This window comes from Amycolatopsis sp. DSM 110486 (assembly GCF_019468465.1).
Classification (GTDB): Bacteria; Actinomycetota; Actinomycetes; order Mycobacteriales; family Pseudonocardiaceae; genus Amycolatopsis.
In genome coordinates, this window is the sequence record NZ_CP080519.1 from 3,645,888 (window position 1) to 3,670,799 (window position 24,912).

A 24,912-nucleotide genomic window follows, 5' to 3' on the forward strand; every position below is an offset into this window, starting at 1 on the left:
GGGTCCCATTCGTTTCACCAGTCGCGATGGTCGACGCCCGAAGACCCTGGAGGACAGCGCTCGTGCCGAAGAACCCCACCTGGCTGAGAACTCGGCGCATACTCAGCGTCACCGCGCTGGCGGCCCTGGTGACCGGCGGCGCGTTCCTCGGCTCGGGCACTGCTTCGGCCGCCACGACCCTCGCCAACCAGTGCACGGGCTCGGTCAGCGGCAGCATGGGCGACACCGTCGCGTTGCCGGGCTCCTCCGTCAGCGCGCTCGCGAAGCAAGCCGCTGCTTCGAAGCAGCAGACGCTGCTGTGGATCATCCCGCTCAACGGCGTGAACCCCGATGGCGTCGCCAACGCACTGTCCGCGAAGACGCTCACGGTCGGCACCGTGCCCAGCTCGTCGGGCGGCGCCATCGACGGCAAGAGCATCGGCAACGCCGTCGGGCAGGCACTGCAGGGCAACGCCGCACTGGGCTACAGCGCGGACACGAAGAAGCAGGTGCTCGACGCGATCACCAGCTCGGTCACCTCGAACTGCGGCCTGACCACACTGGCCACGAACTACACGCCGCCGACCTCGTCGTCGACGCCGCCGAGCAGCAGCTCGCCCTCGACCAGCACCTCGCCCTCGAACTCCGAGGGCGGCCCGCTCGCGAACCTGATCCCCGGATCCGCCGGCACCGCGCCGCAGCGCGACTACAACGGCATCCCCACCGCGACACCCGGCACCGCCGTCGCCCCCGGCATCCGCTATCCGGCCAACGGCACGCTGCCCGGCTCGGCCGCGCCCGTGACCGGCGGCCAGGACACACAGAGCCAGGGCCCGGACGTGCTCAACGCCGGCAACGCGGAGTCGCTCGCGACCTCCGGCGGCGCGTCCGACATCCAGCTGCCGATGCTGCTCGCGGTGATCGTGCTGGCGGGTGTGACGGCCGGGCTGGTGCGCACCTGGGCGCTGCGCCGGGCCTCCTGACAGCTCTGTCGGTACCCCCAGGTAGTCTTACCTGGACAAACCCTCCTGCCACGGACAGTCCGTGGCCGCGAGCCCATAGGAGGTGAGTGGTTATGTCACGCCATTACGAGGTAATGGTCATCCTGGACCCCACGCTCGACGAGCGCACGGTCGCCCCCACGCTGGACAACTTCCTCAACGTGATCCGCACTTCGGGCGGAAGCGTCGAGAAGGTCGACGTCTGGGGCCGCCGTCGCCTGGCGTACGAGATCAAGAAGCACGCCGAGGGCATCTACGCGCTGCTCGACCTGAACTCCGACTCCGACGCGGTCAAGGAACTCGACCGTCAGCTGTCGCTGCAGGAGACCGTGCTGCGCACCAAGGTCATGCGCCGCGAGGTCAAGCGCGCCGCGGCCAAGCCCGTCGCCGCCAAGGCCTGAGCCGAAGGGACGTCCCCGTGGCTGGAGACACCGTCATCACCGTGATCGGAAACCTGACCTCCGACCCGGAACTGCGTTTCACCCCGTCCGGCGCGGCGGTCGCGAACTTCACGGTCGCGTCCACCCCGCGCACCCTCGACCGGCAGTCCGGCGAGTGGAAGGACGGCGAGGCGCTGTTCCTGCGCTGCAACATCTGGCGCCAGGCGGCGGAGAACGTCGCCGAGTCGCTCACCCGCGGCGCCCGTGTGGTCGTGCAGGGCCGGCTCAAGCAGCGGTCCTTCGAGACCAAGGAAGGCGAGAAGCGCACCGTCGTCGAGCTCGAAGTCGACGAGATCGGGCCCTCGCTGCGGTACGCCACGGCGAAGGTCAACAAGGTCAGCCGCGGTGGCGGCGGTGACTTCGGCGGCGGTGGCGGCGGCGGTGGCAACCGTGGAGGCGGCGGTGGCGGCGGCATGCCGGCCGACGACCCGTGGGGCTCCGCGCCCCCCGCAGGCGGCGGTGGCGGCGGCGGTTTCGCCGACGAACCCCCGTTCTGATCTCGCACTTTTACACCTCAAGATTTGAATCCAGGAGAAGACAGTGGCCAAGCCACCCATCCGTAAGCCCAAGAAGAAGGTCTGCGTTTTCTGCAAGGCCGAGAAGAAGGGCCGCCCGGAACTGATCGACTACAAGGACACCAACCTGCTGCGGAAGTACATCTCCGACCGCGGCAAGATCCGTGCCCGTCGCGTCACCGGCAACTGCAGCCAGCACCAGCGTGACATCGCCATCGCGGTGAAGAACTCGCGCGAGATGGCACTGCTGCCCTACACCTCGACCGCTCGCTGAGGAGGCTCGTCATGGCGAAGATCATTCTCACCACGGACGTGGCGAACCTCGGTGGCCCCGGCGACATCGTCGAGGTCAAGGACGGTTACGCCCGCAACTACCTGCTGCCCCGCGGCTACGCCATCGTGGCCAGCAAGGGTGCCGAGAAGAACGTGCGCACCATCCAGCGCGCGCAGGAGTCCCGGCGCATCCGCGACCTCGACCACGCCAAGGAAATCAAGGCGACGCTCGAGGGCCTCGGCGCCATCCAGCTGACGGGCAAGGCGGCGGAGGGCTCGAAGAAGCTCTTCGGCTCCATCACCGCCGGCGAGATCGTCGACGCGATCAAGGCCCAGGGCGGCCCGCTGCTCGACAAGCGCGTCCTGGACCTCCGCGACCACATCAAGACGGTCGGCAAGCACTCCGTCAACGCCCGCCTCCACCCCGACGTGAAGGTCGACGTCCGCCTCGAAGTCAAGGCGACTTCGGTCTGACGGTTTCAGTTGCTCCAGCAAAGCGCCCTCGGGTCTTTCCCGGGGGCGCTTTGCTGTGCGTGAACCATCCATTCGGGCGACCCACAAGATCGGTTCCGGCCTCCGCGCGAGGTCTTCCGAACCCGAGCGGGAACCAACGGCCGTGCGTTACCATCCAACCTGCTGATCTCGCCGTTTGGGGAGCGAGAGGTAGCCCAAGGGGGTAACGCCGATGACCGAAGTTCCACCCACTCCGCCGATCAAGGTCGGCAGCTACGGAACCGGCGGCGGTTACCAGTTCGATGACGACGAGGTCGACGGCGTCATCAACCAGTGGCAGGCCCTGGCTGACAACCTGCAGACCGACCTCAACCGCGCCACGACGATCTCCAAGGTGACGGCACCCGCGGACGAGTTCGCCAGTGGCGATTTCGTCAAGGGCGGTGCGAACCCGTCGGGGCAGACGCTGCTGGACCAGCACGATCGTATGGTCAAGTACGTCAACAACTTCATCACGGCGCTGAAGGCGGCTAAGAACAAGATCACGGTCGCGGAGCAGCAAGCGCGCGACAACATCAAGACTGGAGCCTGAGTCCCGCATGATCTCCCGCACCGTTCGCATCGCCGCCGGAACCGTCGCTGCGCTGGCCGCTCTCACGGCATGCAGCGGTGAGAGCAGTGGCGGTACCAGCCCCTCGTCTTCAGCGCCGGCGAGCAGCCCGGCAGCGGGGTCGGGCCCGAAGGTGCCGGCGGCACTGCCCACCGACGTACTGCTGAGCGACCCGTGCAGTGTGTTGACGGCAGACGGTGCCACCCAGGTCGGGCTGGCATTGCCGGGCAAGAAGGACACCGGCAGCAGCCAGCTCACCGGGTGCATGTGGAAGTCGACCCGCAGTGAGCAGAACTCCGTCGCGGTCTACCCCTTGCCGCAGAACAAGGGCGGCATCAGCGACATCTACGACCAGAAGGATCAGGACGTCTACTTCCAGCCGGTGTCGATCGACGGCTATCCCGGCGTGTTCGCCGACATCCACGACGGCCGTCCCGACGGCGGCTGCACCCTCTGGGTCGGCGTCACCGATCAGCTCGCGGTGTCCGTGATCTCGGCGATCAACGTGGGCGACAACAAGAACAACCCGTGTGCGATTTCGCAGAAGTTCGCGACCGCCATGGTCGGACACCTCAAGGGTGCGGCGTGATCGAGCACCTGAACACCTCAGAAGGAGTGGCTCATTATGGGGAATGATGCCAACACCATGGGCAAGGAGCTCAAGGGCATGGCGATCGGCGCCGGGTACGGCGCCGCGATCGGTTCCGTCGTTCCCGGTGTCGGAACCGCGGTGGGCGCCGGCGTCGGCGCGATCGCCGGTGGTCTGGTGGGCCTGTTCAGCGGTGGTCCCGAGGCGCAGCAGCAGTCAGCGGACCTGGGTGGCCGCTCGATCGACGCGTACTCGATCTACCAGAAGATCCACGCCGGTGACCCCGCATCGCTTGAGAACGGCTCGAAGGCCGCCGGCGAACTCAAGACGGTGCACAGCGATCGTGTCACCGAGATCGACAACCTGAACAAGAAGATGGACACTGCCTGGCAAGGTGGCGGCGCGACGGCCGCCCAGGCCGGTGCCCACCCGCTCGGCATCTGGCTGCAGGACTCGGCCGGCAACCTCGGCAAGAGCGACATGTACCTGGGCAACCAGGTCGACTGCTTCCACACCGTCAAGTCGAAGGTCCAGGACCTCCCGAAGGACCCGCCGTCGGCCGGTTTCCTCGACGGGATCAACCCGCTGAGCGACAAAGACGACGAGATCAACCAGTACAACGACAATTCGAAGGCGAACGTCCAGGCTTACACGGCCTACTTCAACGCGTCGAACAGCAACGCCCAGCAGCTGCCGCAGTACAGCGCTTGGCAGGGCAACAATTTGTCCGACGGCGGGGGCGGAAACAACTTCGGTGGTGGCGGCGGAGGCGGCAACTTCGGTGGCGGCGGAGGCGTCGGCGGGGGTGGAGGCGGCAGCTTCAACCCAGCCAACATGCCGAAGTTCGACGCGAAGCCGACCGACTTCACGACCGGCCACAGCGGCATCAACGATCCGAACAATCCCAACAACACCGGCATCCCGACCGGGACGTACACGCCGCCCGGTTCCGACAGCACGACCGCGCAGGGCTTCACGCCGTCGTCGTTCGACTCGAGTGGGTTCGGACCCGGCGGGGCCGGCGGGTTCGGGCCGGGTGGCGGCGCCGGGGGCTTCGGGCCCGGCGGTAGCGGCGGCGGGTTCGGCGGCGGCGGCGCCGGTTCGGGTGCCGTCGCGGGCTTTGGGCCCGGTGCGTTCGGTGGTGGCTTCGGGGCTGGTGGTGCGGCGTCCGGTGCCGCGGCCGGGCTCGGCGCGGGCGAAGGCGCAGCCGGTGCCGGTATGCGCGGCGGCGCCATGAGCGGCGCGGCCGGGAAGGCCGGTACGTCCGGGATGGGCGGCATGGGCGCGGGCGGCGCCAAGGGCGGCAAGGGCACCGAAGACGAGGAACACCAGACCAAGTACCTCGTCGAAGAGGATGCCAACGAGCTCTTCGGCACCGACGAGCTGACCGCGCCACCCGTGATCGGTGAATGAGGCCCCACGACGTGATCTCTCTCGACCAACCGACGAAATTCACCATCCCGACGCTGTTCACCCTGATCCGGCGTCGGGGCGGTGAGCCTCACCAGACCATCGCCGACATGGCGACCTTCTACGACCCGGTGGCGGAACGCCGGATCGACGAGGACGTCAACGCGGTGCTCACCGACCTCGGGCTGATGGGCCCGCGCGGCATGGACCGCGATCTGCTGGCGCTCATCGAGTCGATCTGCCACCCGCAGATCGAGTACTACGGGTGGTTCGACGGGCAGTTCGACGACGGCAGCCCCTCGAACTACGCCGTGCTGGTCGGCAGCGGCAACGGCGGCGGCTTCGCGCTGCTCCGGGTCATCGGAGACCAGACGGTCACCGTCGTCCGGCAACGGCCCGATCTGCTGCTCCCGACGTTCCTCGACATGATGCCCGCAGGCCAGGGTGCATCGGGGCAGCCGTTGGTCACCAGCAAGTCCGAGTTCGACAGTGGCCGCGCGGCGGGGTCCGAGGATGTGTCGCAGCGTTCGATCATGCAGACCGGGCCCGGGCGGAACGAGGCGCTCGCGCCGTTGAAGGAGATTCAGCGGATCCTGAAGGCACCGCGGACTGGGGCAGGGTCGTTGTACGTCGCGACGCGGCCGAACGGGGGGCGGCGCCGGCGGATTCCGAAGCCGATCAACTTCGTGGACACCGCCGAGGGGCGCTGGCTGATGGAGGAGCGGCCCGGGCGGGACGATTCGCTCGTCGTGTTCACGCCCGGTACGCCGAAGGCGATCGGGGATCGGTTGCGGACCGCACAGAGCGCGTTGGGCTGACCCGTCAGAGCGCTACTCCGGGTGGGGTTTCGAGTGCGGCACGTTCAGATTGCCGCCAGGTGAACCCCACCCGGTTTTTGTGTTGCGACCGGCCTACCAGCGTGTTCTCACTCAGCGGTTACTCAGAGCGCCGAAACACCGGTGCGCCGCCGGCGCGGCTGCTCGTTCAGCCCACCGTGTCCCGCCTCTACGCTCCGTAGCATTCATCCACAGGCATGTGTGCACGCGCCCGGGCGACACGCCGAACGACGCGCCACGCGCGACACGCCGGACGAGTTTCGACAAAGTTCTCCACAGTCTCTACACAGGCCTTGACCTGGGGATTCCTTGAAGCTGATCAGTACTGTCCCCAACTTGTCCACAGCGTGGCGGCTGCCTGTGACTGGTTACCTCCAGTCGTCCACAAGTTATCCACAGGACGGTCAACACCCTGAATTGCGCTCGTCCGTCCCGGGGATCTAGCGTGCCCTCTCGGCCAGCACTCACGGTGGCGCCCGGCGTGGCAAGTCATCGGTGAGGGGACGCCAGTCCATCATCAAGAAGGGCCCGGCGGTTGGGCTGGGAAAGTCGGAGAGGATCCGGCATACTCGAACAGGTGTTCGCACGAGGAGAGCTCGCGCGGCACCGTTCGACACAGGACGTGACGAGTGGCAGGGGATGACCGCGGCTTAGCCCGCCGGTCGAGGAGGTGTCCGGGGCGGTGGCGCTGACCGACGACCGCGGTCCGATGTACGACGCGGACTCCGACCCGGGGCCGAGTGACCCGGGTCCGGGCGGGTTCGACCGGCAGCCGCCGCAGGACATGGCGGCGGAGCAGTCGGTGCTGGGCGGCATGCTGCTGTCGAAGGACGCGATCGCCGACGTGATCGAAGCGCTCGGGCCCGGCGACTTCTACCGGCCCGCGCACCAGGCCGTGTACGACTGCATCCTCGACCTCTACGGCCGCGGCGAACCTGCCGACCCGATCACGGTGTCGGCGGAGCTGGAACGCCGCGGCGAGCTCGGCCGCGTCGGCGGCGCGCCGTACCTGCACACGCTCATCGCAACCGTCCCCACCGCGGCCAACGCCGGGTACTACGCCGAGATCGTCGCCGAGAAGGCGGTGCTGCGCCGGCTCGTGGAGGCGGGCACGCGCATCGTGCAGTACGGCTACGGCGCGGCGGCCGCCGACGGCGCGAACATCGACGAGGTCGTCGACCGCGCGCAGGCCGCCATCTACGACGTCACCGAGCGCCGCACCAGCGAGGACTACGTCGCGCTCGAAGACCTCCTGCAGCCGACGATGGACGAGATCGACGCGATCGCGTCGCGCGGCGGGCAGTCGCGGGGCATCCCGACGGGCTTCGCCGACTTCGATGAGCTCACCAACGGCCTGCACCCCGGCCAGATGATCATCGTCGCCGCCCGCCCCGGTGTCGGTAAGTCGACGCTGGGCCTCGACTTCGTGCGATCCGCGTCGATCCGCCACGGCCTGACCAGCGTCGTCTTCTCGCTGGAAATGAGCCGCACCGAGATCGTGATGCGCATGCTGTCGGCCGAGGCCAAGATCCGCCTCGCCGACATGCGCGGTGGCAAGATGTCCGACGACGACTGGACCCGCCTGGCCCGCCGCATGAGCGAGGTCTCGGAGGCGCCGCTGTTCGTCGACGACTCCCCGAACATGACGATGATGGAGATCCGTGCGAAGGCCCGCCGGCTCAAGCAGCGCCACGACCTCAAGCTCGTGGTCGTCGACTACCTCCAGCTGATGACGTCGGGCAAGCGCGTCGAGTCGCGGCAGCAGGAAGTCTCGGAGTTCTCGCGGCAGCTCAAGCTGCTCGCGAAGGAGATCGAAGTGCCGGTCATCGCGATCTCCCAGCTCAACCGTGGTCCGGAACAGCGCACCGACAAGAAGCCGATGCTGTCCGACCTCCGTGAGTCGGGCTCCCTGGAGCAGGACGCCGACATCGTCATCCTGATCAACCGCCCCGACGCCTGGGAACGCGACGATCCCCGCGCCGGCGAAGCCGACCTGATCCTGGCGAAGCACCGTGCCGGCCCGACGAGCACGATCGTCGTCGCGCACCAGCTGCACTACAGCCGCTTCGCCGACCTCGCGCACGACTAGCCCCGCTTTGTCCGACGCGGCCCCCACCTTCGGCGACGTGCGACTGCGCGCCTTCGAAGACCGCGACGTGGACATGATCATCGACTTGTCGACCGATCCCTACATCCCGACCATCGGGTCCCTCGTCGGCAACTCCAACCGGGACGACGCCCGCGCATACCTCAGGCGACAGCACGACCGCCTCGACGCCGGGCTGGGCTACGCGTTCTGCGTGGCGTCCGCGAGCACCGACGAAGCGCTGGGCACGATCGGCCTGCACCTCACCGCCCTCACCGCCGGCCGGGCGACCGCGGGGTACGCCATCGCCCCCGCCCACCGCGGCAGGGGGCTCGCGCGGCAGGCACTCACCGCGCTGACGTGGTTCGCCTGGTCGATCCCGGACCTGCACCGGATCGAGCTGTACATCGAACCGTGGAACGTCGCCTCCGTCCGCACGGCCGAGGCCGCGGGCTACGAGCGCGAAGGTCTGCTCCGCAGCCACCAGGAAATCGGCGGCCGGCGGGTGGACATGCTGCTGTACGCCGCGATCAAGCCGGCTGACCAGCCAAGGTAGCCAGGTGGTTCAGCTGGGACGCGAAAGGTTCGGCGCCCGGGCGGTCAGGGTCGATCACCCTGCCACTGTGACTCTCGGCGGTCAGCGGCCAAGAGCCTCGTAGTTCGTGATGAAGCTCGTCAGCAGGCGCGCGAACGTCGCACGATCCTCGGCACTCCACGGCGACATCGCCTCCGCGAAGACAGTCCTGCGGAACGTGTGCAGCGCGTCCAGCCGGGCGCGGCCGGCCGGGGTCAGCGCGAGGACCGTGCGGCGGCCGTCGGATTGGTCGGCTTCCCGCTGCAGGTCGTCCTGGTCGACGGCGCGGGCGACGAGACGGCTGGCGCGAGGCTGGTCGACGCCGAGCGCCAAAGCGAGCGACGTGACGGTGGCCGGATCGCCACGGTCCGCGAAGTCCTCGACGACGTCGAGCAGTTCGATCACCGGGTCCAGGGCGTGCTGGCCACGGCCACGGGCGATGCGCGTGAGAGCGCGGCGTTGCTGGCTCCGGCGGATGGCGATCATGGCGTGCTCGACGTCGGCCACCGGGTCCGGCATGGGTGTCCCCTCACGGAAATACATGTACCTTTACATGTAGTTGCTCTTCAACATAGGGAGTATCCATGAAACCCATCGGCTACTGGCTCCGGCACAACCACGAGTTACTCGAAAAGGCCTTCGACCAGCCGCTCGGCGCCTACCACCTCACGCGCCGGCAATGGCAGGTGCTCAACGCGGTCGCGCAAGGGGCGCACACCATCGAACAAGTCGACGAAGCGCTGAAGCCCTTTGTCCCAAGAAGGCAGCATGGCCCGGCACCTCGGCGAACTGCACCACCGAGGCTGGCTCACCCCGGACCACCAGCTCACCGCCGAAGGCCGGCAAGCCCACCAAACGATCGAGGCCGACGCCCGAACCTTCCGCGCTCGAGCCACGAACGGCATCGACGAGCAGGACTACCTCACCACCGTCCGCACCCTGGAACGAATGGCTGAAAACCTCACCTGAGGAAATATCGCCGGGCCACAAAGCGTCGCGTACTGTAGTAGTTGAAGTTTCAAACACTTGGAGGCACGCATGGCCCGCACCCCGGTTCTCTACCTCAGCCACGGTGCGCCGCCGCTCGCGGACGACGCGACGTGGACGCGGCAGCTCGCCGGCTGGTCCGCGGACCTGCCGAAGCCCCAGGCGATCCTCGTCGTCTCGGCGCACTGGGAGGAGGCGCCGCTGACGCTCGGGGCGACCGAGACCGTCCCCCTCGTGTACGACTTCTGGGGCTTCCCCGACCGCTTCTACCAGGTGAAATACGCCGCACCGGGCGCGCCCGAGCTGGCCGCGAAGGTGCGCAAGCTGCTGCACTCGACCACGCCCGTGCGCGACGCGCCGGACCGCGGCCTCGACCACGGCGCGTACGTGCCGCTCGTCGAGATGTACCCCGGCGCCGACATTCCCGTCTTGCAGGTCTCGATGCCTTCGCTCGACCCGCAGGTGCTGTTCGACCTCGGCCGCAAGCTCGCGCCGCTGCGCGACGAAGGCGTGCTGATCATCGGCAGCGGCTTCTTCACCCACAACCTCAGCGCCATGCGCGAGACCGACGGCACCGACGGCACGCCGCCGCAATGGTCCACCGAGTTCGACCACTGGGGCGACGAGGTCATCAACCAGGGCGACGTCGACGCACTACTCGACTTCCAGCACAAGGCGCCTGCCGCCGCCGTCGCGCACCCGCGCATCGAGCACTTCGCACCGCTGTTCGTCACGCTCGGCGCGAGCGAGACGACCGGCCGCACCGTGATCGACGGGTTCTGGCACGGCCTCGCGAAGCGTTCGCTCGAATTTTCCTGACGCACAAAGAAAACGGGCCCGGAAGCTGGCTGCTTCCGGGCCCGTTTCGGGATTGGCTACATGCTCACTTCTTGAAGAAGCCGGTCACCTTCGCCGCCAGCTGCTGGATCATCGCCAGGGGCGAGGAGTCCATGCCCGACAGCGCCGGGACCTGAGCCACGGGCAGCGCCGGGACGGCGGGCAGCGTCGGCAGAGCCGGCAGACCCGCGGTCGGCAGCGCCGGGACACCCGACGTCGGCAGCGTGGCGGGCACGCCCGGCAGAGCCGGCAGCGCCGTCACGGCGGGGAGCTGCTGCAGCGTCGGCAGGTTCGCCTTCACCGGGAGCTGAGCCGGGACGGCCGGCATGTCCGCGCGCTCGCCACCGAAAGGCAGACCCGGCAGCTGCACACCGCTACCCAGACCCGACACGGTCGGCAGGGAGGTGGCGCCCTTGAGCTGGCCCAGCTCGTTCAGGGCCGACAGCCCGCTGACCGGCAGGTCGGCGCGCTCGGCACCCGGCAGCATCGCCATGGCGGGCAGGCCCGGCAGAGCACCGGCGTCCGGCAGGGCCGGCAGACCCGGCAGCGCGGGCAGACCCGGGGTGGCACCGGCGGCCGGCAGCGCCGACAGGGCCGGCAGCGCGGGCAGCTGAGCCGCACCGAGCTCGTTGCCGAGCGGGGTGTCGATCGACGGCTCGGACACGACGGTGTTGTCGGTGCCCTCCGCGGTCGCGGTGCCCAGCAGCTCCAGCGGGACGCCGAAGACCGGGACGTTGACCGGCAGGTGGTGGTAGAAGTTGTAGCCCGAGAGCGCACTTCCGTCACCGTCGGTGGTGGGGGTGCCACCGTTGGTCGCGGTGATGTTGTTGTCACCGGTCGCGTGGGCGACACCGGCCGCGGAAACGGCGTTGGTCACCACGTGCGGCACCGCGCTGACGGGGATGTCGAGGATGTTGCCCGAAACCGAGCCCTCGAGACCCGACGTGGTGTCGTCACCGGCAGCGGTCACGTCCTGCGTGTTGGTGCTGTCGGCGGAGGACACGCCCGCCGCGGAAACCGAGTCCGCCACGACCGGGACGGCCGCCAGCGGGTCGGCACCGATGACGTTGCCCGCCACCGCGCCCGCGTCACCGTTGGTCAGCGCGGAGCCGCCCGCGGTCGACGCGACGTCGTTCGAACCGGCCGCGTGGCCCAGCGCCGCACCCGCGACACCGGTGCCCGACGGGTTCACCGCACCGGCGACCGGCGCCTTGATGATGTTGCCGGCGAGGCCGCCGCCCTGGCCGTCGGTGCTGGCGTGGCCGCCCGCGGTCGAGTCGGTCAGGTTGTCGGCCTGCGCGGTGCCGATGCCGGCCACCGCGCCGCCGATCCCGTGGCCCTGGACGGGCAGCGAGACCGGGGCTTCGATGATGTTGCCCGCGCCCGCGCCCTTGGTGCCGGTCGCGTGCGTGTCCCAGCCGGCACCCGAGGTGGTGTCGCCGGTGGCGTTGCCGTGGCCCTGGCCCACGAACGCGCCGCCGATGCCGAAGACCTGCACCGGGGCCGACACCGGGACGGTGCCGAGGTTCGAGCTCAGGAAGCCGTTGTCGTCAGCGGTGTTGCCGCCGCCGCCGGCCTGGACGACCTTGGTCTCGTGCGCGTCGGCCGAGCCCTGGCCGATGAACGAGCCGCCCACGCCGAAGACCTCGGCGGGCACGCCCACCGGGACCTGGACGACGTTGCCCGAGCCCGAGGAGTCGGTGCCCTGGCTGCCGTCGTAGCCACCGGCCGTGACGGTCTTGGTCTCGTTCGACGTGCCGGAGGCGTTGCCGATGTGGCTGCCGCCGATGCCGTGCACCTCGGGAGCGCCCGCCACCTGGCTGTTGACGACGTTGCCGCCCAGCACGGTGTCGTTGCCACGGGTGTAGCTGCCGTTGCCCGCGTTGGCGTCGGTCGTGTTGTCGCACGCGGCGTGCGCGTTACCGATGTAGGTGCCGCCGACGCCGCACGCCTCGACGGGCAGGGCGACGGCCGGGTCGACCACGTTGCCCGCGCCCGCGGCCTGCTGGCCCGAGGTCTTGACGAAGCCGCCGGAGTCGACGGTGCTCGAGTGCGAGCTGCCGACCGAGCGCTCGGGCGACATGCCCGTGGTCGCGTTGCCGATCCAGGAGCCCGCCACGCTCGCCACGTTCGCGATCGGGCTGAGCTGAGCCGCCGCGGCGTTGCCGCCGAGGAACGACTGGTCACCGTCGGTCTCGAGGTAGGTCGGCGTGCCGGCCAGGCTGCCCGGCCGCTTGTCGCCCGCCTTCGCGTCGGCCGAGGAGGAGGACGACGCGTCGGCGTCCGAGCCCCACACGCCACCGGCGTTGCCGTTGAACTTCACCGGCAGGGCGATGGGCGCGCCCACCACGTTGCCGGTGCCCGCGCCGCCCTTGCCGTCGGTCAGCGCGGAGCCGCCCGAGGTGGCCGTGGTGTCGGCGGTGTACTGGCTGTAGCCGTTGCCCAGGATCCAGGACGCGGCGTTGCCGGTCACCTGCACCGGGGTGGCGAACTGGCCGGCGACGACGTTGCCGGACAGGCCGGAGCCCTTGCCGGTGGTGTCGATGTTGCCGGTCTCGGTGGTGCTCTGGCTGGCCGAGCCGCCGTGCACCGCGCCGGACCCGCCCGCGAGGCCGACGCCGTTGCCGGCCAGCTGCACGGGGAGCGCCCAGTCGAGGGCGACGACGTTGCCCGCGAGCCCGGAGTTCTTGCCGGAGGTCGCGATGTCCTGGTTGTGCGAGTAGGTCTGCTCGTGCGACTTGCCGTCGACGTTCGCGTCACCCAGCACACCGACGGCGTTGTCGACGATCTGGATCGGCACGACGAGGTCGCCGGAGACCTTGTTGCCCTTGAGGGCGTCGTGGGTCGGCGTCAGCTGCCGCGGCGCGTCGGCCTTCGGCAGGCTGTCCGTCAGGTTGCTCGCCGCACCGCCGGGGCTCTTCGCCGAAGCGAGCGCGTCCTTCACGGCGGAGGTGACGGGCTTGGTGCTGACCTCACCCTGGTAACCAGGAACGTCCACCTGACCCAGCGGGGTGCCGATGGCGTTGTTGTCGACGTCGACCGGAACGGTGACGTTGAGGTCGAGCGGGGAGGCCGGGGTGTCAGGGTTGACGTTTTCGTCGGCCGAGGCGATGCCGGTGCCCAGCATCAACAACCCACCCGTGACCAACGCGGTCTGGAGTCCGCGCTTTGCCCAGGTCTGCATGGGGTTTTTCTCCTTCATTTCGGGTTCCCTTGCGGGCTTGTGGAGGTGCGCTTTTCGCCGTGTTCATCGAGGGGAAATGCGCACCAGAGGGGTGGTGCGGTGCGAGCGCGGAAAAGGGCGCATCGCGAGAAAACCCGCGGGGTTCAGTCGGTGACGCGAAGCAGGCACGACGAAGGTGCTCGAGCTTCAGGGCGCGTCAACGACCCCGCGGGTGAGGTGAATCAGTCAGGAGTGACGCCGGGCTGGTGGCCCGGGCTGAGCGGCGTGTGCCGCACACCGGCGCGGGTCGAACCCGCCACGGCGTTGTCGACGGCAGCGGTGACCCAGGAGGGGACGCCGAAGTTGAGGCCGTCGAGGTGACCACCGGGGGCGGTGTTGTTGCCGCCGCCGGGGACAGTCGGGATGGAGGGGGGCGCCATCGGGAGCTGCGCCGGGGAGAACGGGTCGGGCAGGTTGCGGTGGTCGCCACGCGAAGGCGTGTCGACGCCCGCGCCTGCTGCCGCGAAGTCCTCGTGCGCGGAGCGGGAGAAGATCGCCCGCAGCGCGTCGGAGGTGGAAACCGCTGCGGCGCCGAGGTTCTGCGCCGTGTCACCGGTGGTGCCGGTGACGGCCGAGACGGGTGCGGCCGGCTCGACGGGCGAGCCCGGGAGCTCGGGGAGGTCGACCAGCGACCCCGTGTGGCTCGGGTCGAGCAGGTCCCACACCTTGCGGCCGAAGTCCTGCGCCTCGAGCGACGGGGCCGTGGCCTCGTCGATCACGCGGCGGGTGTCCTCGGGCTTGCGGGCGATGTGCTCGATCGCGCCGAGCGTGCGCGACGCCGGGTGCAGCACGGCGTCTTCACCGAGGTCGGTCACGGCGTCGCTGACGCGCCCGGACACCTCGTGGTCGGCCGTGGTGCGTACCTGGTCGCGGTGCGGCCCACCGATGTGGTCGCGCGGGTCGAGCGAGCAGATCGGCCGGTCGTGGCCCGGCTCGGACCACGTGGTGGCGTCCTGCTCGCACGCGGAGACGTTCTGCACGGCGCCCGCGGCGGTTCCGGCGACGCTGCCGGCGAACTCCGAGGCACCGCCCGTGACGTCGCCGAGGTTGGCCACGGTCGCGTCGGTCACCGGGGTGACGCTGGGGATGGTGTCGGCCGAGGCAGCGGAGGAGGAGACGGCCCACGCGGCGGCGGTCGCGGCGACCGCGCCACCGAGGACGAACAGCGCACGCGACGCGAGACGGGCGACGCGCTTAGCGTCCCGCCTCTCGTTCGCCGCGTTCGTCACTCGTGCTTCTCCTCGACTCGAAACGTCTGACTCGAAATGTTTTCGGGCTTTCGCTTTCCGAGCGACACTGAATCGTCGGAATTGCGTTCCCCATCGCCGGGTGTGCGACCGAGAAAACCAGGAGCAACACCCGTCACGCATCCTTGACACGACTTGATGCCACCATCGTGTGAACAACACAGAGTGTGGCTCAATCTCACGTTCGGTGATCACCACTGGCGGAGCGCGGTTACTCCGCAGTCGGCTGTCAAGCGCCACTTCGGGCGAACCGACGGACGCGCCGCCGCCCGCAGCACTGCGATTCGCCCGGAATGACAGGGCGGACCGATACGGTGGGCTTCGTGAGCCAGCCACCACGCGGACGGCGCGAGCAACCGTTCCTCACCGAGCACAACGACATCACCGGCCTGGTCCCGCGCGGACTCCGGGTGGCCGCGGCACTGGGGTGGCGGTTCATCGTCGTGATCGCCGCGCTGTACGCGGTGGTCTGGCTGATGGGTTACCTGGCGGCGGTGGTCATCCCGGTGTCCATCGCGCTGCTGCTCGCGGCGCTGCTCGCGCCCGCCGTGGAAAAGCTCGTGCAGGTCCGGTTCCCGCGCGGGCTCGCGACGGCGATCGTGCTGATCGCCGGGCTGGCCGTGCTGGGCGGCCTGCTCACGTTCGTGATCACGCAGTTCTCGAGCGGCCTGCCGCAGCTGCAGCAGCAACTCAACAACAGCCTCCACCAGATCCAGCGCTGGCTCACCGACGGGCCGATACACCTGCGCCAGGAACAGATCCAGGACTTCCTGAGCAATGCGATCGGGTTCATCCAGAACAACCAGGCCTCGCTCACGAACACCGCGCTGACCACGGCGGGCACCGTCGGCGAGATCCTCACCGGCTTCGTGCTCACCCTGTTCATCACGATCTTCTTCCTGGCCGGTGGCAACCAGATCTGGTCGTTCCTCGTGCGCGGCGTCCCCACGCGGGTGCGCAAGCGCGTGGACGTGGCCGGGCGCCGCGGTTTCGCATCGCTCGTCAGCTACATCCGCGCGACAGCCGCGGTGGCCGTGGTCGACGCCGTGGGCATCGGCATCGGGCTGTGGATCGTCGGCGTGCCGCTGGTGATCCCGCTGGCGACGCTGGTGTTCCTCGGTGCGTTCATCCCCATCATCGGTGCGGTGATCGCGGGCAGCGTCGCGGTGCTGATCGCCTTGGTCACCAAGGGATTCATCGGCGCGATCATCGTGCTGGCAATCGTGATCGGCGTGATGCAGCTGGAAAGCCACGTGCTGCAGCCACTGCTGCTCGGGCGCGCCGTGCGGCTGCACCCGCTGGCCGTGGTGCTCGCGATCGCCACCGGCCTCGTCGCCGCGGGCATCGCCGGCGCGCTGCTGGCCGTGCCGCTGCTGGCGGTGCTCAACGCGGGCATCCGGTCGCTGCTCCACGAACACAATCCCGATCCCGAGGCCGTCGACGTGCTCCACGACCAAGCGGCGCAACCCAACGACGCCGAACCGGGCTCCGACGACGCCGAAGTGCCGACTCGGGGCGACGACGAGGAGAAGTGAGCACGCCGGCGACCCGCGACCCGGCAACGCCGCTGTGGCGCGGGGTCGTGCTGCTGCGCGTGGTCACGTGGGCGTTCGCGCTCGGCGTGGTGATCGCGCACCGCGGTGAGTTCCAGCGCGCGTGGCTGGCATGGGCCGTCGTCGGCGCGATGGGCGGGTGGACGCTGGTGTCGGGCGTCGCGTACCTGCGCGAAGGCGGCCGGTGGCGGTGGCTGGTGGTGCTCGACGTCGTGCTGACGACCGGGCTGATGTTGTTGTCGCCCTTCATCTTGTCGCCGACGCAGTACGCCGAGGCCGCGCCGCTGATCACCACGGTGTGGGCCGCGGTGGGACCGATCGCGGCGGCGACCCGCTTCGGCGCGGGCGGCGGTGTGCTGGCGGGACTCGTGGTCGCCGTCGGCACGGGCGTCGCGCGCGAACGCCTGGACCTCGACGTCTTCCGCGACGGTGTGCTGCTGTGCGCGAGCAGCGTGCTGATCGGCATGGCGGCCACCACGGCGCGGCGCTCGGCGGACGCGCTCGCGCTGGCGTTGCGCACGGAAGCCGCGACGGCCGAACGGGAACGGCTCGCGCGCTCGATCCACGACAGCGTGTTGCAGGTGCTCGCGCGCGTGCGCCGGCGTGGCATGGAGGTCGGCGGCGAGGCGGCCGACCTGGCGCGGCTGGCCGGTGAGCAGGAGATCGCGTTGCGCGCCTTGGTGACCACCGAACCGTCCTGGGCGGTGGCGAGCAACGGGACCGCGGACCTGCGTTCGGCGTTGCAGCTGCTGGCCACGCCGTCGGTTCAGGTCGCGACTCCCGCGGGGACCGTGGACCTGCCGGCGCACGTGACTTCGGAACTGGTGGCCGTCACGCGCGAGGCACTGTCCAATGTGGAGAAACACGCGGGACCGGACGCCCGCGCGTGGGTGCTGCTGGAGGAACTGGCCGGGGAGGTCGTGGTGAGCATCCGCGACGACGGCCCGGGCATTCCCGAAGGCCGGCTGGCACGCGCGGAGGCCGACGGGCACCTGGGTGTGGTGGAGTCCATCAGGGGCCGGGTGCGCGATCTCGGCGGCACCGCGGCCCTGGACAGCGCTCCGGGCCGCGGCACGGAGTGGGAGGTGCGCGTGCCGAACACGCCGGTGCCGAACAAGACCGCGCCGAACAAGAACGTGCCGAACACGAACGTGCGAAACAAAACGAGGGGCGGACGATGACGATTTCCGTGATGGTGGTCGACGACCACCCCATGTGGCGCGACGGCGTCGCCCGCGACCTGGGCGAAAACGGCTTCGACGTCCGCGCCACGGCGCCCGACGCCCCCTCCGCCGTCCGCATCGCCCGCACGGTCAGCCCGGACGTCGTCCTGATGGACCTCAACCTCGGCGGCACCTCCGGCGTCGACGCGACGCGTGAGATCACGACGGAACTGCCGGACACACGGGTGCTGGTGCTGTCGGCTTCCGGCGAGCACTCCGACGTGCTGGAGGCGGTGAAGGCGGGTGCCTCGGGATACCTGGTGAAGTCGGCGTCCGCGGCGGAGCTGGTGGACGCCGTTCGCCGCACGGCCGAGGGCGATCCCGTCTTCACGGCGGGTTTGGCGGGGCTCGTGCTGGGGGAGTACCGGCGGATGGCCGACGCGCCTTCGTCCGCCGAACCGGCGCCGCCGCGGTTGACCGAACGCGAGACGGACGTGTTGCGGCTGGTCGCGAAGGGGCTTACCGCGCGCCAGATCGCGGAGCGGCTGGTCCTGTCGCACCGGACGGTGGAGAACCACGTGCAGTCGACGCTGCGGAAACTGCAGCTGCACAACCGCGTGGAACTGGCGCGGTACGCGATCGAACACGGCCTCGACGAGGACTGATCGCTACGAAGCGCTGACTGCGGCCGTCTGCAGAGCGCCGGTCAGCTTGGCTTTCCCGAGCCGCCACGCGGGTTCGCCTGGGTGCCAAGCCGCGACGACCCCGTCGTCGAGCACGAGGTCGCCATCGTCGGTCCAGTCCAGCGACGAGTGCTTGAGGTTCTCGGTGGCGAACGGCATCGACGGTGACTGCTGCCAGGTCAGGTCCGTGAGGTCGAGCAGCCACACGTCGCGGGTCTGGAGGTCGGAGTTGTGCCACGAGGGCGAGCCGAAGTCGACGGCCGCGAAGTTGCCTTCCCGGCTCGGGACGACCAGGGGATTGCTCTGGGCCACCGGCGGCTGGACCTTCTCGCGGCTCCCGTCGCGCAGGTCGACGACCGTCAGGTCCGTGAGGCCGCCGAGGATGAGCCGGTTGCCGATCGCGGCGAGAATGCTCGGGGCCTGCTGCACGGTGCGTCCGGTGTCGGGGTCGATGAGGACGTCGACGGTTTCGGCGGTGCCGTTGTTCACGGTGATCAGCAGGCCGCGGGAGGTTTCCTCCCGCAGGATCGTGGTGCAGCTCGCCGTGGTGCCGCCGCCCAGCGCCGAGCCGGCGAGCGACACGTGCTCGAGCCGGCAGCTGTCCGGGGCGTCCTGGCGGATGACCCACACGCTCTTGGCGTCGGCGCCCGGCGCGAGGCTCACCGCCTGGCCGAGCGGCGTGGCCACGCCCGCGTAGGCGTAGACGTCGAACGGCTGACAGGTCTGCTGGCACCGCGGCGAGGTGAGGATCACCGGGGTGCGACCGACGCGCTGCACCCAGACCAGCCGATCACCACCCGGCACGCCGGGCACGGTTCCCTTCGCGCCGGTGTCGGCGTCGAACAGGGTCGGTGGTGACGTGGCGAGCAGCAGCTGCACGTCGATCCCGCCGGTGGTGACCGACCCGGTGAGCCCGCTCGGCGGCGGCCCGCTCGGCCTGGGCATCGTCGTGGCCCTGGGGCTCGGAGCCGGGGTGGGGATCCCGCCCGTACACGCGGCCAGGAGGAAACTCGTCGCAACGAGGGCGACGCCGGCGCGAAATACGGGTCTGTTCAGGGTTTTTCCCCGATCTGACGAGGGAAATACGGTTCTACCATCGTTTGCATGGCCGAGGAAGAGACGACCGGCGCGGAGACCGCGACCGAGACGAAGCCGTTGACCGCGCGCGACATCCGGGTGTCGGACGACGAGCGCGAACACGTCGTCGCCGTGCTCCAGAAGGCGATCGGGCTGGGGATGCTCAACCTCGACGAGTTCACGGAGCGCACCGACAAGGCGCTGGCGTCGCGTACGCGCGGCGAGCTGAACGCCGTGCTCACGGATCTGCCCGGCCTGCTGCACCCGGGGGCCGCGCCCAGTTACCCGGCCTACCAGCCCCCGACCAGCACGTATGCACCCGGTCGGCGCCTCGAGCTCAACGCCAAGTACTCGTCGCTGCAGCGCGGCGGCCCGTGGCTGGTGCCGGCGGCGCTGGTCGTGCGCAACAAGTACGGCAGCACGAAGCTGGACTTCACCGAGGCCCAGGTGTCGACGCCGGTCGTCGAGATCGAGCTGGACTCCAAGTGGGGTTCGGTCGAGATCATCATCCCGCCGCAGGCCGCGGTGGACTACAACGCGATCACCGAGATCAAGTTCGGTTCGCTCGACGACAAGACCGGCAGCAACGGCCGCGCCGGCAACCCGCGCTACGTCATCACGGGCCGCATCCACGGAGGCTCGCTGGTCATCCGCAACCCTCGGCGGGGCTTTTTCGGCTGACCGGCGATGCGGTGCCGGACCCGGTTTTCCATCCGTCGGCCGGGTCCGGCTCCGTCTTTTTCAGTTCTTTTAGTTCGCTGCCGCGCGCGCCGTGGCCGGATCGGCGCTGGCCAGCGCGTTGGTTGCTTTCGCTTCCGCCTCGGCCAGCGTGACCGCAGCCAGCGAAGCGCCGACCGCCCGCACCGCCGCCGCGTTCATCGACAAGCTCGTGAGGCCCAGGCCCGCCAGCACCACCGCGAGCCGCGGGTCGGCCGCCGCTTCGCCGCAGACGCCGGCGGGCTTGCCCGTCGCCTTCGCCGCGTCGCCGATCAGCTTGAGCAGCCGCAGCAACGCGGGCTGCCACGGGTCGTTCAGCTTCGCGACGGCGCCGAGCTGCCGGTCTGCCGCGAACGTGTACTGGGCCAGGTCGTTGGTGCCGACTGACACGAAGTCGACGACGTCCAGGATCTCCCGCGCGGACAACGCCGCCGCCGGGATCTCGATCATCACGCCCGCGCGCTCGATGCCCGCCGCGCGCACGCGTTCGGCGAACCACGCGGCTTCCTCGGCCGTCGCGACCATCGGGGCCATCACGGAGACCAGCGCGCCCGAATCCTGGGCCGCGCCCGCGATGGCCTCGAGCTGGCGGTCGAGCACCTCGGGCCGGTCGAACGCCACGCGCAGGCCGCGCACGCCCAGCGCCGGGTTGGGCTCGTCGTCGGGGTTGAGGAAGCCGAGCGGCTTGTCGGCGCCCGCGTCGAGCGTCCGCACGATCACCGGCTTGCCGCGGAACGGCGCCAGCACCGCCGCGTACGCCTTGCGCTGCTCGTCGACGGACGGCTCCGCCGGGGCGTCGAGGAAGCTGAACTCGGTGCGGAACAGGCCGACGCCCTCCGCTCCCGCGTCTGCGGCCGCCTGCGCGTCGGCGGGCGAGCCGACGTTGCCGTAGACCTTGACGACGTGTCCGTCCGCGGTCTGGCCCGTGCCGTTCCACTCGGCCGGCCCCGAGGCGACGGCCATGAGGACGGGCGCCGCCGGGTCCGCCGGCCGGACGAGGCCTGTGTCACCGTCGACGGCGAGCGCCTCGGCGTCGAGGGCGAGCAGCCCGCGAACAGCCACGACCGCCGGGATCCCGAGCGCGCGGGCGAGAATCGCGGTGTGGCTGGTCGGGCCGCCTTCCTCGGTGACAAGGGCGAGCACCTTCGCGGGATCCAGCCCCGCCGTATCCGCCGGCGCCAGGTCCCGCGCCACCAGCACGCTCGGCGACACCAGCTGCGGCACTCCCGGCGGCGCGACGCCCAGCAGCTCGGCCACCAGCCGGTCACGCACGTCGCGCACGTCGCGCACACGCTCCGCCATGTACCCCCCGGCCGCGGCCAGCGCCTCGGCAAACCCTTCGGCCGCCTGGTGAACCGCGCGCGCCGCCGGCAGGTTCTGCTCCGTCACCAGCTTCTTCGCCTGCGCGGCCAACGCCGGGTCGCCCGCCATCGCCGCGGTGGTGATCAGGATCGTCGCGGCCTCACCGGTCGCGGTCTCGGCCTGCGCCTCCAGCCGCGCGGCCACAGCCTGCGCGGCGGGCTCGATCCGCGCGGCCTCGGCGGCGGGATCGGCCGGTGCGGGGGTGCTCGCGGGCTCACCGAACGGCTCGGGGACGCGCACGACGGGGCCGCTCGCGCGCCCCGGGCTCACCGCGACCCCGGTCAGGGTCACGTCGGCGGTGGACTGACTCTCAGGCATGGTCTAGACCATAGCTCAGATATGTCTCGATATCCCGGGGTGGCGCGCACAATCCCCGGGACCGCACTCGTTCCAGCACCGGTCGCACCTCCTCCTGCCACCACGCGTCGGCCAGCTCTTCGCGGCTGCGCAGCGGGCGGCCGGTCAAAGTCTGCCGGAAACCCCAGGCCTCCGCCGAATCCGCGAGACGGAACCAGTCGGCCGGCTCGTCGAGCCACAGGCCCACGCGCACGTCGTCGGCGAGCGGCACGCGTTCCAGGAACAGCCGTTCCGCGGTCTTCGACGGCAGATCGGCCAGCGTCAGGCAGCTCAGCGCGCACGCGACGGTGCTGATCCAGTGCACCTGGGCAGGCACCACCTTGGCGCCCCGCGCCCGGGCGAGCGCCACGCGGTGGTGGCCGTCCTCCACGAAGTACAGCTCGCCGAGGCGCACGAGCCGGACCGGCGGAAGGTCGGCCGCCGTGGTCGCGAGGGCCTCCCACCTCGGCCGCAGTGCGCGGTTGAGCGGCCGGAAGAACCGGTCGAAGTCACCGACGCGCGCGACCGTACCCACCACGCGCGTGACCGGGATGTCGCGGACGCCCTCGTCGGTCTCGGCCTGCCTGCCGAGCGCCGCCAGCGTCTCGTCGAGCGGCAACAGGGCCAGCGCGTCGGGACGGCGGGCGTCGGCGATCGCCTTCAGCTGTGCGGCGTACCCCCGCCACCAGGCGGAACCGAACGAATCGCCCATGTAAAGGACAACGCGGCCCGGCCGCGGGTCATTCCAGCTCGGCGGACGTCGGGTACGACGGCTGCGCACCAGGGCGGGTCACGCTCACCGCGGCCACCCGCACCGCACGGCGCGTAGCGTCGACGAGCCCCGCCCCCTCGGCCAGCGCGGCGGCGAGAGCTCCGGCGAACGCGTCGCCGGCGCCGGTCGTGTCGACGGCCTGGACCTGCGGCGACGCGACTTCCGTGACGCCTTCGGATGCCACCACCACGGCGCCCTTCGGACCCAGCGTGACCACGGCCGCGCGCGGGCCCAGCTCCAGCAGCTCGCGTGGATCGGCGCCGGGCGAGCCGAGCAGGTACGCGGCTTCGTGCTCGTTGACCAGCAGGACGTCGAGCGCGCCGAGCGTCTCGGGCGGCAGCCGGGCGGCGGGCGAGAGGTTGAGCAGCACCGGCACACCCTTCGCCGCGGCGCGCGCCACGGCGTGCTCGACGGTCGGCAGCGGCACTTCCAGCGACAGGACCACGATCTTCGCGCCGTCGAGGACCACATCGGTGAGGTCGCCGGGCGCCAGTGCGGAGTTGGCGCCGGGCGAGACGAGGATCGAGTTCTCGCCGTCGGGTGTCACGGTGATGTAGGCGATGCCGGTGGGCCTGCGGACAGTCCGCAGGTGCTCGGTGCCGACACCCGCGCCAGCGAGCGAATCACGCAGCAGCTCGCCGTACGGGTCGTCGCCGATCGCGCCGAGCAGAGCCACGTCCGCGCCAAGACGGCCCGCCGCGACGGCCGTGTTCGCGCCCTTGCCGCCGGGGGACAGGACGGTGTCGCCGCCCAGGACGGTTTCGCCGCCGGCCGGGCGGCGGTCAACGGGGACGACGAGGTCGGCGTTGGCGGAACCCACCACCAGCACGGCTGCACACATGGTCGACACCTTGCCACGGGTGCGCTCGGGCGCAGGTCACGCACCGTCCGTGCGCAAAAGTGAAGGTTTTTGTAACTTATCCGGCGCCCAGTGCGACAATCAGGCGAGCAGCGGCTGCCCGTCACTCGATCGGGGGATCCATGTCCCCCAGGCGTCACTTCTGACACGGGTTCCGCTCTTGTGGAGCGTCACTGTCCTAGAGCCAGTGGCGTTGCCCCGACCGGAAGCGCACCGGAGAGGGCATCGGGTCGCCGGCGCCGATCACGTAGCCCCCCGAGTGATCGGCGTCGGCGGCGCCCCGACCAGCGCGGCCACGGCCCGCGCGGCCGGCATCGAGACACCCGAAGCGAGCACGAAGTCGCCGCCATCGCGCGACAGCACGCGCACGACGCCGCCCGCCTCGGCCGTCAGGGCGGAAATCTCCTCGCGGCGCACCGAGACCCCGTTGTCGTACCGAGGTATCCACACCACACCGTCGCCGTCCACAGTGAACGCGCCCCGTGTGCCACGGTGCCGGGTCCACACCAGCGCGGCGACGCACAGCGCGACCGCGATCAGTCCGGGCACCGTGACCGGCAGCCACGTCCGCACGATGAGCACGGCCGCGAGCAACGCCACCGTGCCCCCGATCGCCGCCTGGCGCGCGCCCGAAGCCTTGCTCGCGCGCACCGTCACGCTCTCGCCGGCAGCCGGCGTTCGCTTCACCGAGGCCCACCGCACCACCGTCGCCGCCACCCGTTGCAGGCCGAACCCGCCGCGCCGGACCTCCAGGGACGGCCACCGCACCAGCCCCGGCCGCTCCGTCTCGACGGCGGCCGCCAGCCGGTGGGCCTCGCCGGGTTCGAACAGCGTCGACAGGACGAAGCCGTGGGGACCGCGGCGGCTGAACCGGTTGACCAGGCGATCCTCGGCAGAAGGAGCCAGGTACACCTCGACCCGGTTGTGCTTCTCGACCAGCACGACCGCGCTGAGGTCGCCCCACGGCAGCACGAGCCGCGCGTCGTGAACGGGGAACCGCAGGCCACGCGAAGTGACCTCGACGCTCAGCCGCTCCTTGCGCATGCCGCGCCGCCCGACGGGGATGCAGCCCAGCAGCACGAGCCCCACCAGGGCGATCACGGACCCGGCGTACAGACCGGCGCGGCTCACCGTCATGAGCACGCCGCCGAAACCCGCGATGAGAAGCCCGGGCACCAGCAGCAGCAACGTCGCCAGCCGCACCTGATCCGGTGGAACAGGCGCGGGGTAGGTGACCGTGGTGATTTCGTCCATCTCGGACGAAGTGTGACAGAACGCGCCCGGGGTTTCCCTACCCCGTTCGGCGGACGACCGGGTGTTTTCGCAGCTC

The 24,912-nt window shown here is 70.4% G+C and carries 26 protein-coding genes; 17 read left to right on the forward strand and 9 right to left on the reverse strand.

Going from position 1 to position 24,912, the window contains the following annotated elements; all coding sequences use genetic code 11:
- Positions 1 to 62: 62 nt before the first annotated feature.
- The 11 genes from K1T34_RS17655 (at position 63) to K1T34_RS17715 (ending at position 8,748) form a co-directional block, all read left to right on the forward strand.
- On the forward strand, positions 63 to 962 hold the full coding sequence (locus K1T34_RS17655; protein ID WP_255638559.1) for a hypothetical protein: 900 nt from the start codon (positions 63 to 65) through the stop codon (positions 960 to 962).
- A gap of 92 nt (positions 963 to 1,054) precedes the next feature.
- On the forward strand, positions 1,055 to 1,381 hold the full coding sequence (rpsF, locus tag K1T34_RS17660; RefSeq protein WP_220245346.1) for a 30S ribosomal protein S6: 327 nt from the start codon (positions 1,055 to 1,057) through the stop codon (positions 1,379 to 1,381).
- Between the two features lie 17 nt (positions 1,382 to 1,398).
- Entirely contained in the window at positions 1,399 to 1,917 is a 519-nt protein-coding gene (locus K1T34_RS17665; protein WP_220245347.1) for a single-stranded DNA-binding protein, read from the forward strand.
- Positions 1,918 to 1,960: 43 nt separating this feature from the next.
- On the forward strand, positions 1,961 to 2,209 hold the full coding sequence (gene rpsR, locus K1T34_RS17670; RefSeq protein ID WP_003098744.1) for a 30S ribosomal protein S18: 249 nt from the start codon (positions 1,961 to 1,963) through the stop codon (positions 2,207 to 2,209).
- 11 nt (positions 2,210 to 2,220) lie between these two features.
- Complete coding sequence (gene rplI / locus K1T34_RS17675) at positions 2,221 to 2,682, forward strand: 50S ribosomal protein L9 (protein WP_220245348.1); 462 nt, start codon at positions 2,221 to 2,223, stop codon at positions 2,680 to 2,682.
- A 211-nt stretch (positions 2,683 to 2,893) separates the two neighbouring features.
- A complete protein-coding gene (locus K1T34_RS17680) occupies positions 2,894 to 3,253 on the forward strand; it encodes a hypothetical protein (RefSeq protein ID WP_220245349.1) in 360 nt (119 codons plus the stop codon).
- 7 nt (positions 3,254 to 3,260) lie between these two features.
- Entirely contained in the window at positions 3,261 to 3,860 is a 600-nt protein-coding gene (locus K1T34_RS17685) for a DUF3558 domain-containing protein (RefSeq protein WP_220245350.1), read from the forward strand.
- A 36-nt stretch (positions 3,861 to 3,896) separates the two neighbouring features.
- Positions 3,897 to 5,273: a hypothetical protein gene (locus K1T34_RS53385; protein ID WP_255638560.1), complete on the forward strand. Its 1,377-nt coding sequence runs from the start codon at positions 3,897 to 3,899 to the stop codon at positions 5,271 to 5,273.
- Between the two features lie 11 nt (positions 5,274 to 5,284).
- Positions 5,285 to 6,088 (forward strand): ESX secretion-associated protein EspG, encoded by an 804-nt coding sequence (locus K1T34_RS17705; RefSeq protein ID WP_255638561.1) that lies wholly within the window; start codon positions 5,285 to 5,287, stop codon positions 6,086 to 6,088.
- A gap of 700 nt (positions 6,089 to 6,788) precedes the next feature.
- Positions 6,789 to 8,195, forward strand: a complete 1,407-nt coding sequence (dnaB, locus tag K1T34_RS17710; protein WP_220245354.1) for a replicative DNA helicase — start codon at positions 6,789 to 6,791, stop codon at positions 8,193 to 8,195.
- Positions 8,196 to 8,232: 37 nt separating this feature from the next.
- Positions 8,233 to 8,748 carry a GNAT family N-acetyltransferase gene (locus tag K1T34_RS17715; protein WP_255638562.1) on the forward strand — a complete coding sequence of 172 codons (516 nt, stop codon included), beginning with the start codon at positions 8,233 to 8,235 and terminating at the stop codon, positions 8,746 to 8,748.
- Between the two features lie 81 nt (positions 8,749 to 8,829).
- Here the strand turns inward: K1T34_RS17715 and K1T34_RS17720 are convergent, their stop codons facing one another.
- Together K1T34_RS17720 and K1T34_RS53390 are read right to left on the reverse strand one after the other, a co-directional pair.
- The gene (locus K1T34_RS17720) at positions 8,830 to 9,285 is read right to left on the reverse strand and encodes a MarR family winged helix-turn-helix transcriptional regulator (protein WP_220245355.1); all 456 of its coding nucleotides are present in this window, start codon (positions 9,283 to 9,285) and stop codon (positions 8,830 to 8,832) included.
- Positions 9,286 to 9,389: 104 nt separating this feature from the next.
- On the reverse strand, positions 9,390 to 9,536 hold the full coding sequence (locus K1T34_RS53390) for a hypothetical protein (protein ID WP_255638563.1): 147 nt from the start codon (positions 9,534 to 9,536) through the stop codon (positions 9,390 to 9,392).
- Between K1T34_RS53390 and K1T34_RS53395 the strand changes: the two genes are divergently transcribed.
- Both K1T34_RS53395 and K1T34_RS17730 read left to right on the forward strand, forming a co-directional pair.
- The gene (locus tag K1T34_RS53395) at positions 9,535 to 9,735 is read left to right on the forward strand and encodes a hypothetical protein (protein ID WP_255638564.1); all 201 of its coding nucleotides are present in this window, start codon (positions 9,535 to 9,537) and stop codon (positions 9,733 to 9,735) included. The two genes, K1T34_RS53390 and K1T34_RS53395, sit on opposite strands and share 2 nt — an antisense overlap.
- 69 nt (positions 9,736 to 9,804) lie before the next feature.
- Positions 9,805 to 10,572 carry a dioxygenase gene (locus tag K1T34_RS17730; protein WP_220245356.1) on the forward strand — a complete coding sequence of 256 codons (768 nt, stop codon included), beginning with the start codon at positions 9,805 to 9,807 and terminating at the stop codon, positions 10,570 to 10,572.
- Positions 10,573 to 10,636: 64 nt separating this feature from the next.
- Here the strand turns inward: K1T34_RS17730 and K1T34_RS17735 are convergent, their stop codons facing one another.
- Both K1T34_RS17735 and K1T34_RS17740 read right to left on the reverse strand, forming a co-directional pair.
- Positions 10,637 to 13,774, reverse strand: a complete 3,138-nt coding sequence (locus K1T34_RS17735) for a PE-PGRS family protein (protein ID WP_255638565.1) — start codon at positions 13,772 to 13,774, stop codon at positions 10,637 to 10,639.
- Between the two features lie 221 nt (positions 13,775 to 13,995).
- Positions 13,996 to 15,042, reverse strand: coding sequence for a hypothetical protein (locus K1T34_RS17740; RefSeq protein ID WP_220245358.1), 1,047 nt, complete (start codon positions 15,040 to 15,042; stop codon positions 13,996 to 13,998).
- A 311-nt stretch (positions 15,043 to 15,353) separates the two neighbouring features.
- Between K1T34_RS17740 and K1T34_RS17745 the strand changes: the two genes are divergently transcribed.
- The 3 genes from K1T34_RS17745 to K1T34_RS17755 are packed head-to-tail and all read left to right on the forward strand — an operon-like array spanning position 15,354 to position 18,441.
- Entirely contained in the window at positions 15,354 to 16,595 is a 1,242-nt protein-coding gene (locus K1T34_RS17745; RefSeq protein ID WP_220245359.1) for an AI-2E family transporter, read from the forward strand.
- Positions 16,592 to 17,794 (forward strand): MacS family sensor histidine kinase, encoded by a 1,203-nt coding sequence (gene macS, locus K1T34_RS17750; protein ID WP_220245360.1) that lies wholly within the window; start codon positions 16,592 to 16,594, stop codon positions 17,792 to 17,794. The genes K1T34_RS17745 and macS overlap by 4 nt, the downstream gene beginning before the upstream one ends.
- Positions 17,791 to 18,441 carry a response regulator transcription factor gene (locus K1T34_RS17755; protein ID WP_220245361.1) on the forward strand — a complete coding sequence of 217 codons (651 nt, stop codon included), beginning with the start codon at positions 17,791 to 17,793 and terminating at the stop codon, positions 18,439 to 18,441. Before macS ends, K1T34_RS17755 begins: the two co-directional genes overlap by 4 nt.
- A 3-nt stretch (positions 18,442 to 18,444) precedes the next feature.
- Here the strand turns inward: K1T34_RS17755 and K1T34_RS17760 are convergent, their stop codons facing one another.
- Positions 18,445 to 19,404: a hypothetical protein gene (locus K1T34_RS17760; RefSeq protein WP_255638567.1), complete on the reverse strand. Its 960-nt coding sequence runs from the start codon at positions 19,402 to 19,404 to the stop codon at positions 18,445 to 18,447.
- Positions 19,405 to 19,563: 159 nt separating this feature from the next.
- On the opposite strand from K1T34_RS17760, the gene K1T34_RS17765 reads away from it, so the two are divergent.
- Positions 19,564 to 20,217 (forward strand): DUF1707 domain-containing protein, encoded by a 654-nt coding sequence (locus tag K1T34_RS17765; protein WP_220245362.1) that lies wholly within the window; start codon positions 19,564 to 19,566, stop codon positions 20,215 to 20,217.
- 69 nt (positions 20,218 to 20,286) lie between these two features.
- Here K1T34_RS17765 and ptsP read toward each other — a convergent pair whose 3' ends face one another.
- The 4 genes from ptsP to K1T34_RS17785 form a co-directional block, all read right to left on the reverse strand.
- Positions 20,287 to 21,933, reverse strand: a complete 1,647-nt coding sequence (ptsP, locus tag K1T34_RS17770) for a phosphoenolpyruvate--protein phosphotransferase (protein WP_220245363.1) — start codon at positions 21,931 to 21,933, stop codon at positions 20,287 to 20,289.
- Positions 21,926 to 22,663: a hypothetical protein gene (locus tag K1T34_RS17775; protein WP_220245364.1), complete on the reverse strand. Its 738-nt coding sequence runs from the start codon at positions 22,661 to 22,663 to the stop codon at positions 21,926 to 21,928. The genes ptsP and K1T34_RS17775 overlap by 8 nt, the downstream gene beginning before the upstream one ends.
- Positions 22,664 to 22,691: 28 nt before the next feature.
- Entirely contained in the window at positions 22,692 to 23,564 is an 873-nt protein-coding gene (locus tag K1T34_RS17780; RefSeq protein ID WP_220245365.1) for a ribokinase, read from the reverse strand.
- A 261-nt stretch (positions 23,565 to 23,825) separates the two neighbouring features.
- Positions 23,826 to 24,836, reverse strand: a complete 1,011-nt coding sequence (locus tag K1T34_RS17785; protein ID WP_220245366.1) for a hypothetical protein — start codon at positions 24,834 to 24,836, stop codon at positions 23,826 to 23,828.
- Between the last annotated feature and the right edge of the window lie 76 nt (positions 24,837 to 24,912).

Excerpts from the sequence above, each read along its gene's own strand:
- K1T34_RS17730 (WP_220245356.1), top strand. The coding sequence starts at position 9,805 with ATGGCCCGCACCCCGGTTCTCTACCTCAGCCACGGTGCGCCGCCGCTC.
- K1T34_RS17775 (WP_220245364.1), bottom strand. The coding sequence starts at position 22,663 with ATGGGCGATTCGTTCGGTTCCGCCTGGTGGCGGGGGTACGCCGCACAG.
- K1T34_RS17720 (WP_220245355.1), bottom strand. The coding sequence starts at position 9,285 with ATGCCGGACCCGGTGGCCGACGTCGAGCACGCCATGATCGCCATCCGC.
- K1T34_RS53395 (WP_255638564.1), top strand. The coding sequence starts at position 9,535 with ATGGCCCGGCACCTCGGCGAACTGCACCACCGAGGCTGGCTCACCCCG.
- K1T34_RS17680 (WP_220245349.1), top strand. The coding sequence starts at position 2,894 with ATGACCGAAGTTCCACCCACTCCGCCGATCAAGGTCGGCAGCTACGGA.
- rplI (WP_220245348.1), top strand. The coding sequence starts at position 2,221 with ATGGCGAAGATCATTCTCACCACGGACGTGGCGAACCTCGGTGGCCCC.
- K1T34_RS17780 (WP_220245365.1), bottom strand. The coding sequence starts at position 23,564 with ATGTGTGCAGCCGTGCTGGTGGTGGGTTCCGCCAACGCCGACCTCGTC.
- K1T34_RS17785 (WP_220245366.1), bottom strand. The coding sequence starts at position 24,836 with ATGGACGAAATCACCACGGTCACCTACCCCGCGCCTGTTCCACCGGAT.
- rpsF (WP_220245346.1), top strand. The coding sequence starts at position 1,055 with ATGTCACGCCATTACGAGGTAATGGTCATCCTGGACCCCACGCTCGAC.
- K1T34_RS17755 (WP_220245361.1), top strand. The coding sequence starts at position 17,791 with ATGACGATTTCCGTGATGGTGGTCGACGACCACCCCATGTGGCGCGAC.
- K1T34_RS53385 (WP_255638560.1), top strand. The coding sequence starts at position 3,897 with ATGGGGAATGATGCCAACACCATGGGCAAGGAGCTCAAGGGCATGGCG.
- K1T34_RS17685 (WP_220245350.1), top strand. The coding sequence starts at position 3,261 with ATGATCTCCCGCACCGTTCGCATCGCCGCCGGAACCGTCGCTGCGCTG.
- K1T34_RS53390 (WP_255638563.1), bottom strand. The coding sequence starts at position 9,536 with ATGCTGCCTTCTTGGGACAAAGGGCTTCAGCGCTTCGTCGACTTGTTC.
- K1T34_RS17745 (WP_220245359.1), top strand. The coding sequence starts at position 15,354 with ATGACAGGGCGGACCGATACGGTGGGCTTCGTGAGCCAGCCACCACGC.
- K1T34_RS17760 (WP_255638567.1), bottom strand. The coding sequence starts at position 19,404 with ATGCCCAGGCCGAGCGGGCCGCCGCCGAGCGGGCTCACCGGGTCGGTC.
- ptsP (WP_220245363.1), bottom strand. The coding sequence starts at position 21,933 with ATGCCTGAGAGTCAGTCCACCGCCGACGTGACCCTGACCGGGGTCGCG.
- K1T34_RS17735 (WP_255638565.1), bottom strand. The coding sequence starts at position 13,774 with ATGCAGACCTGGGCAAAGCGCGGACTCCAGACCGCGTTGGTCACGGGT.
- K1T34_RS17765 (WP_220245362.1), top strand. The coding sequence starts at position 19,564 with ATGGCCGAGGAAGAGACGACCGGCGCGGAGACCGCGACCGAGACGAAG.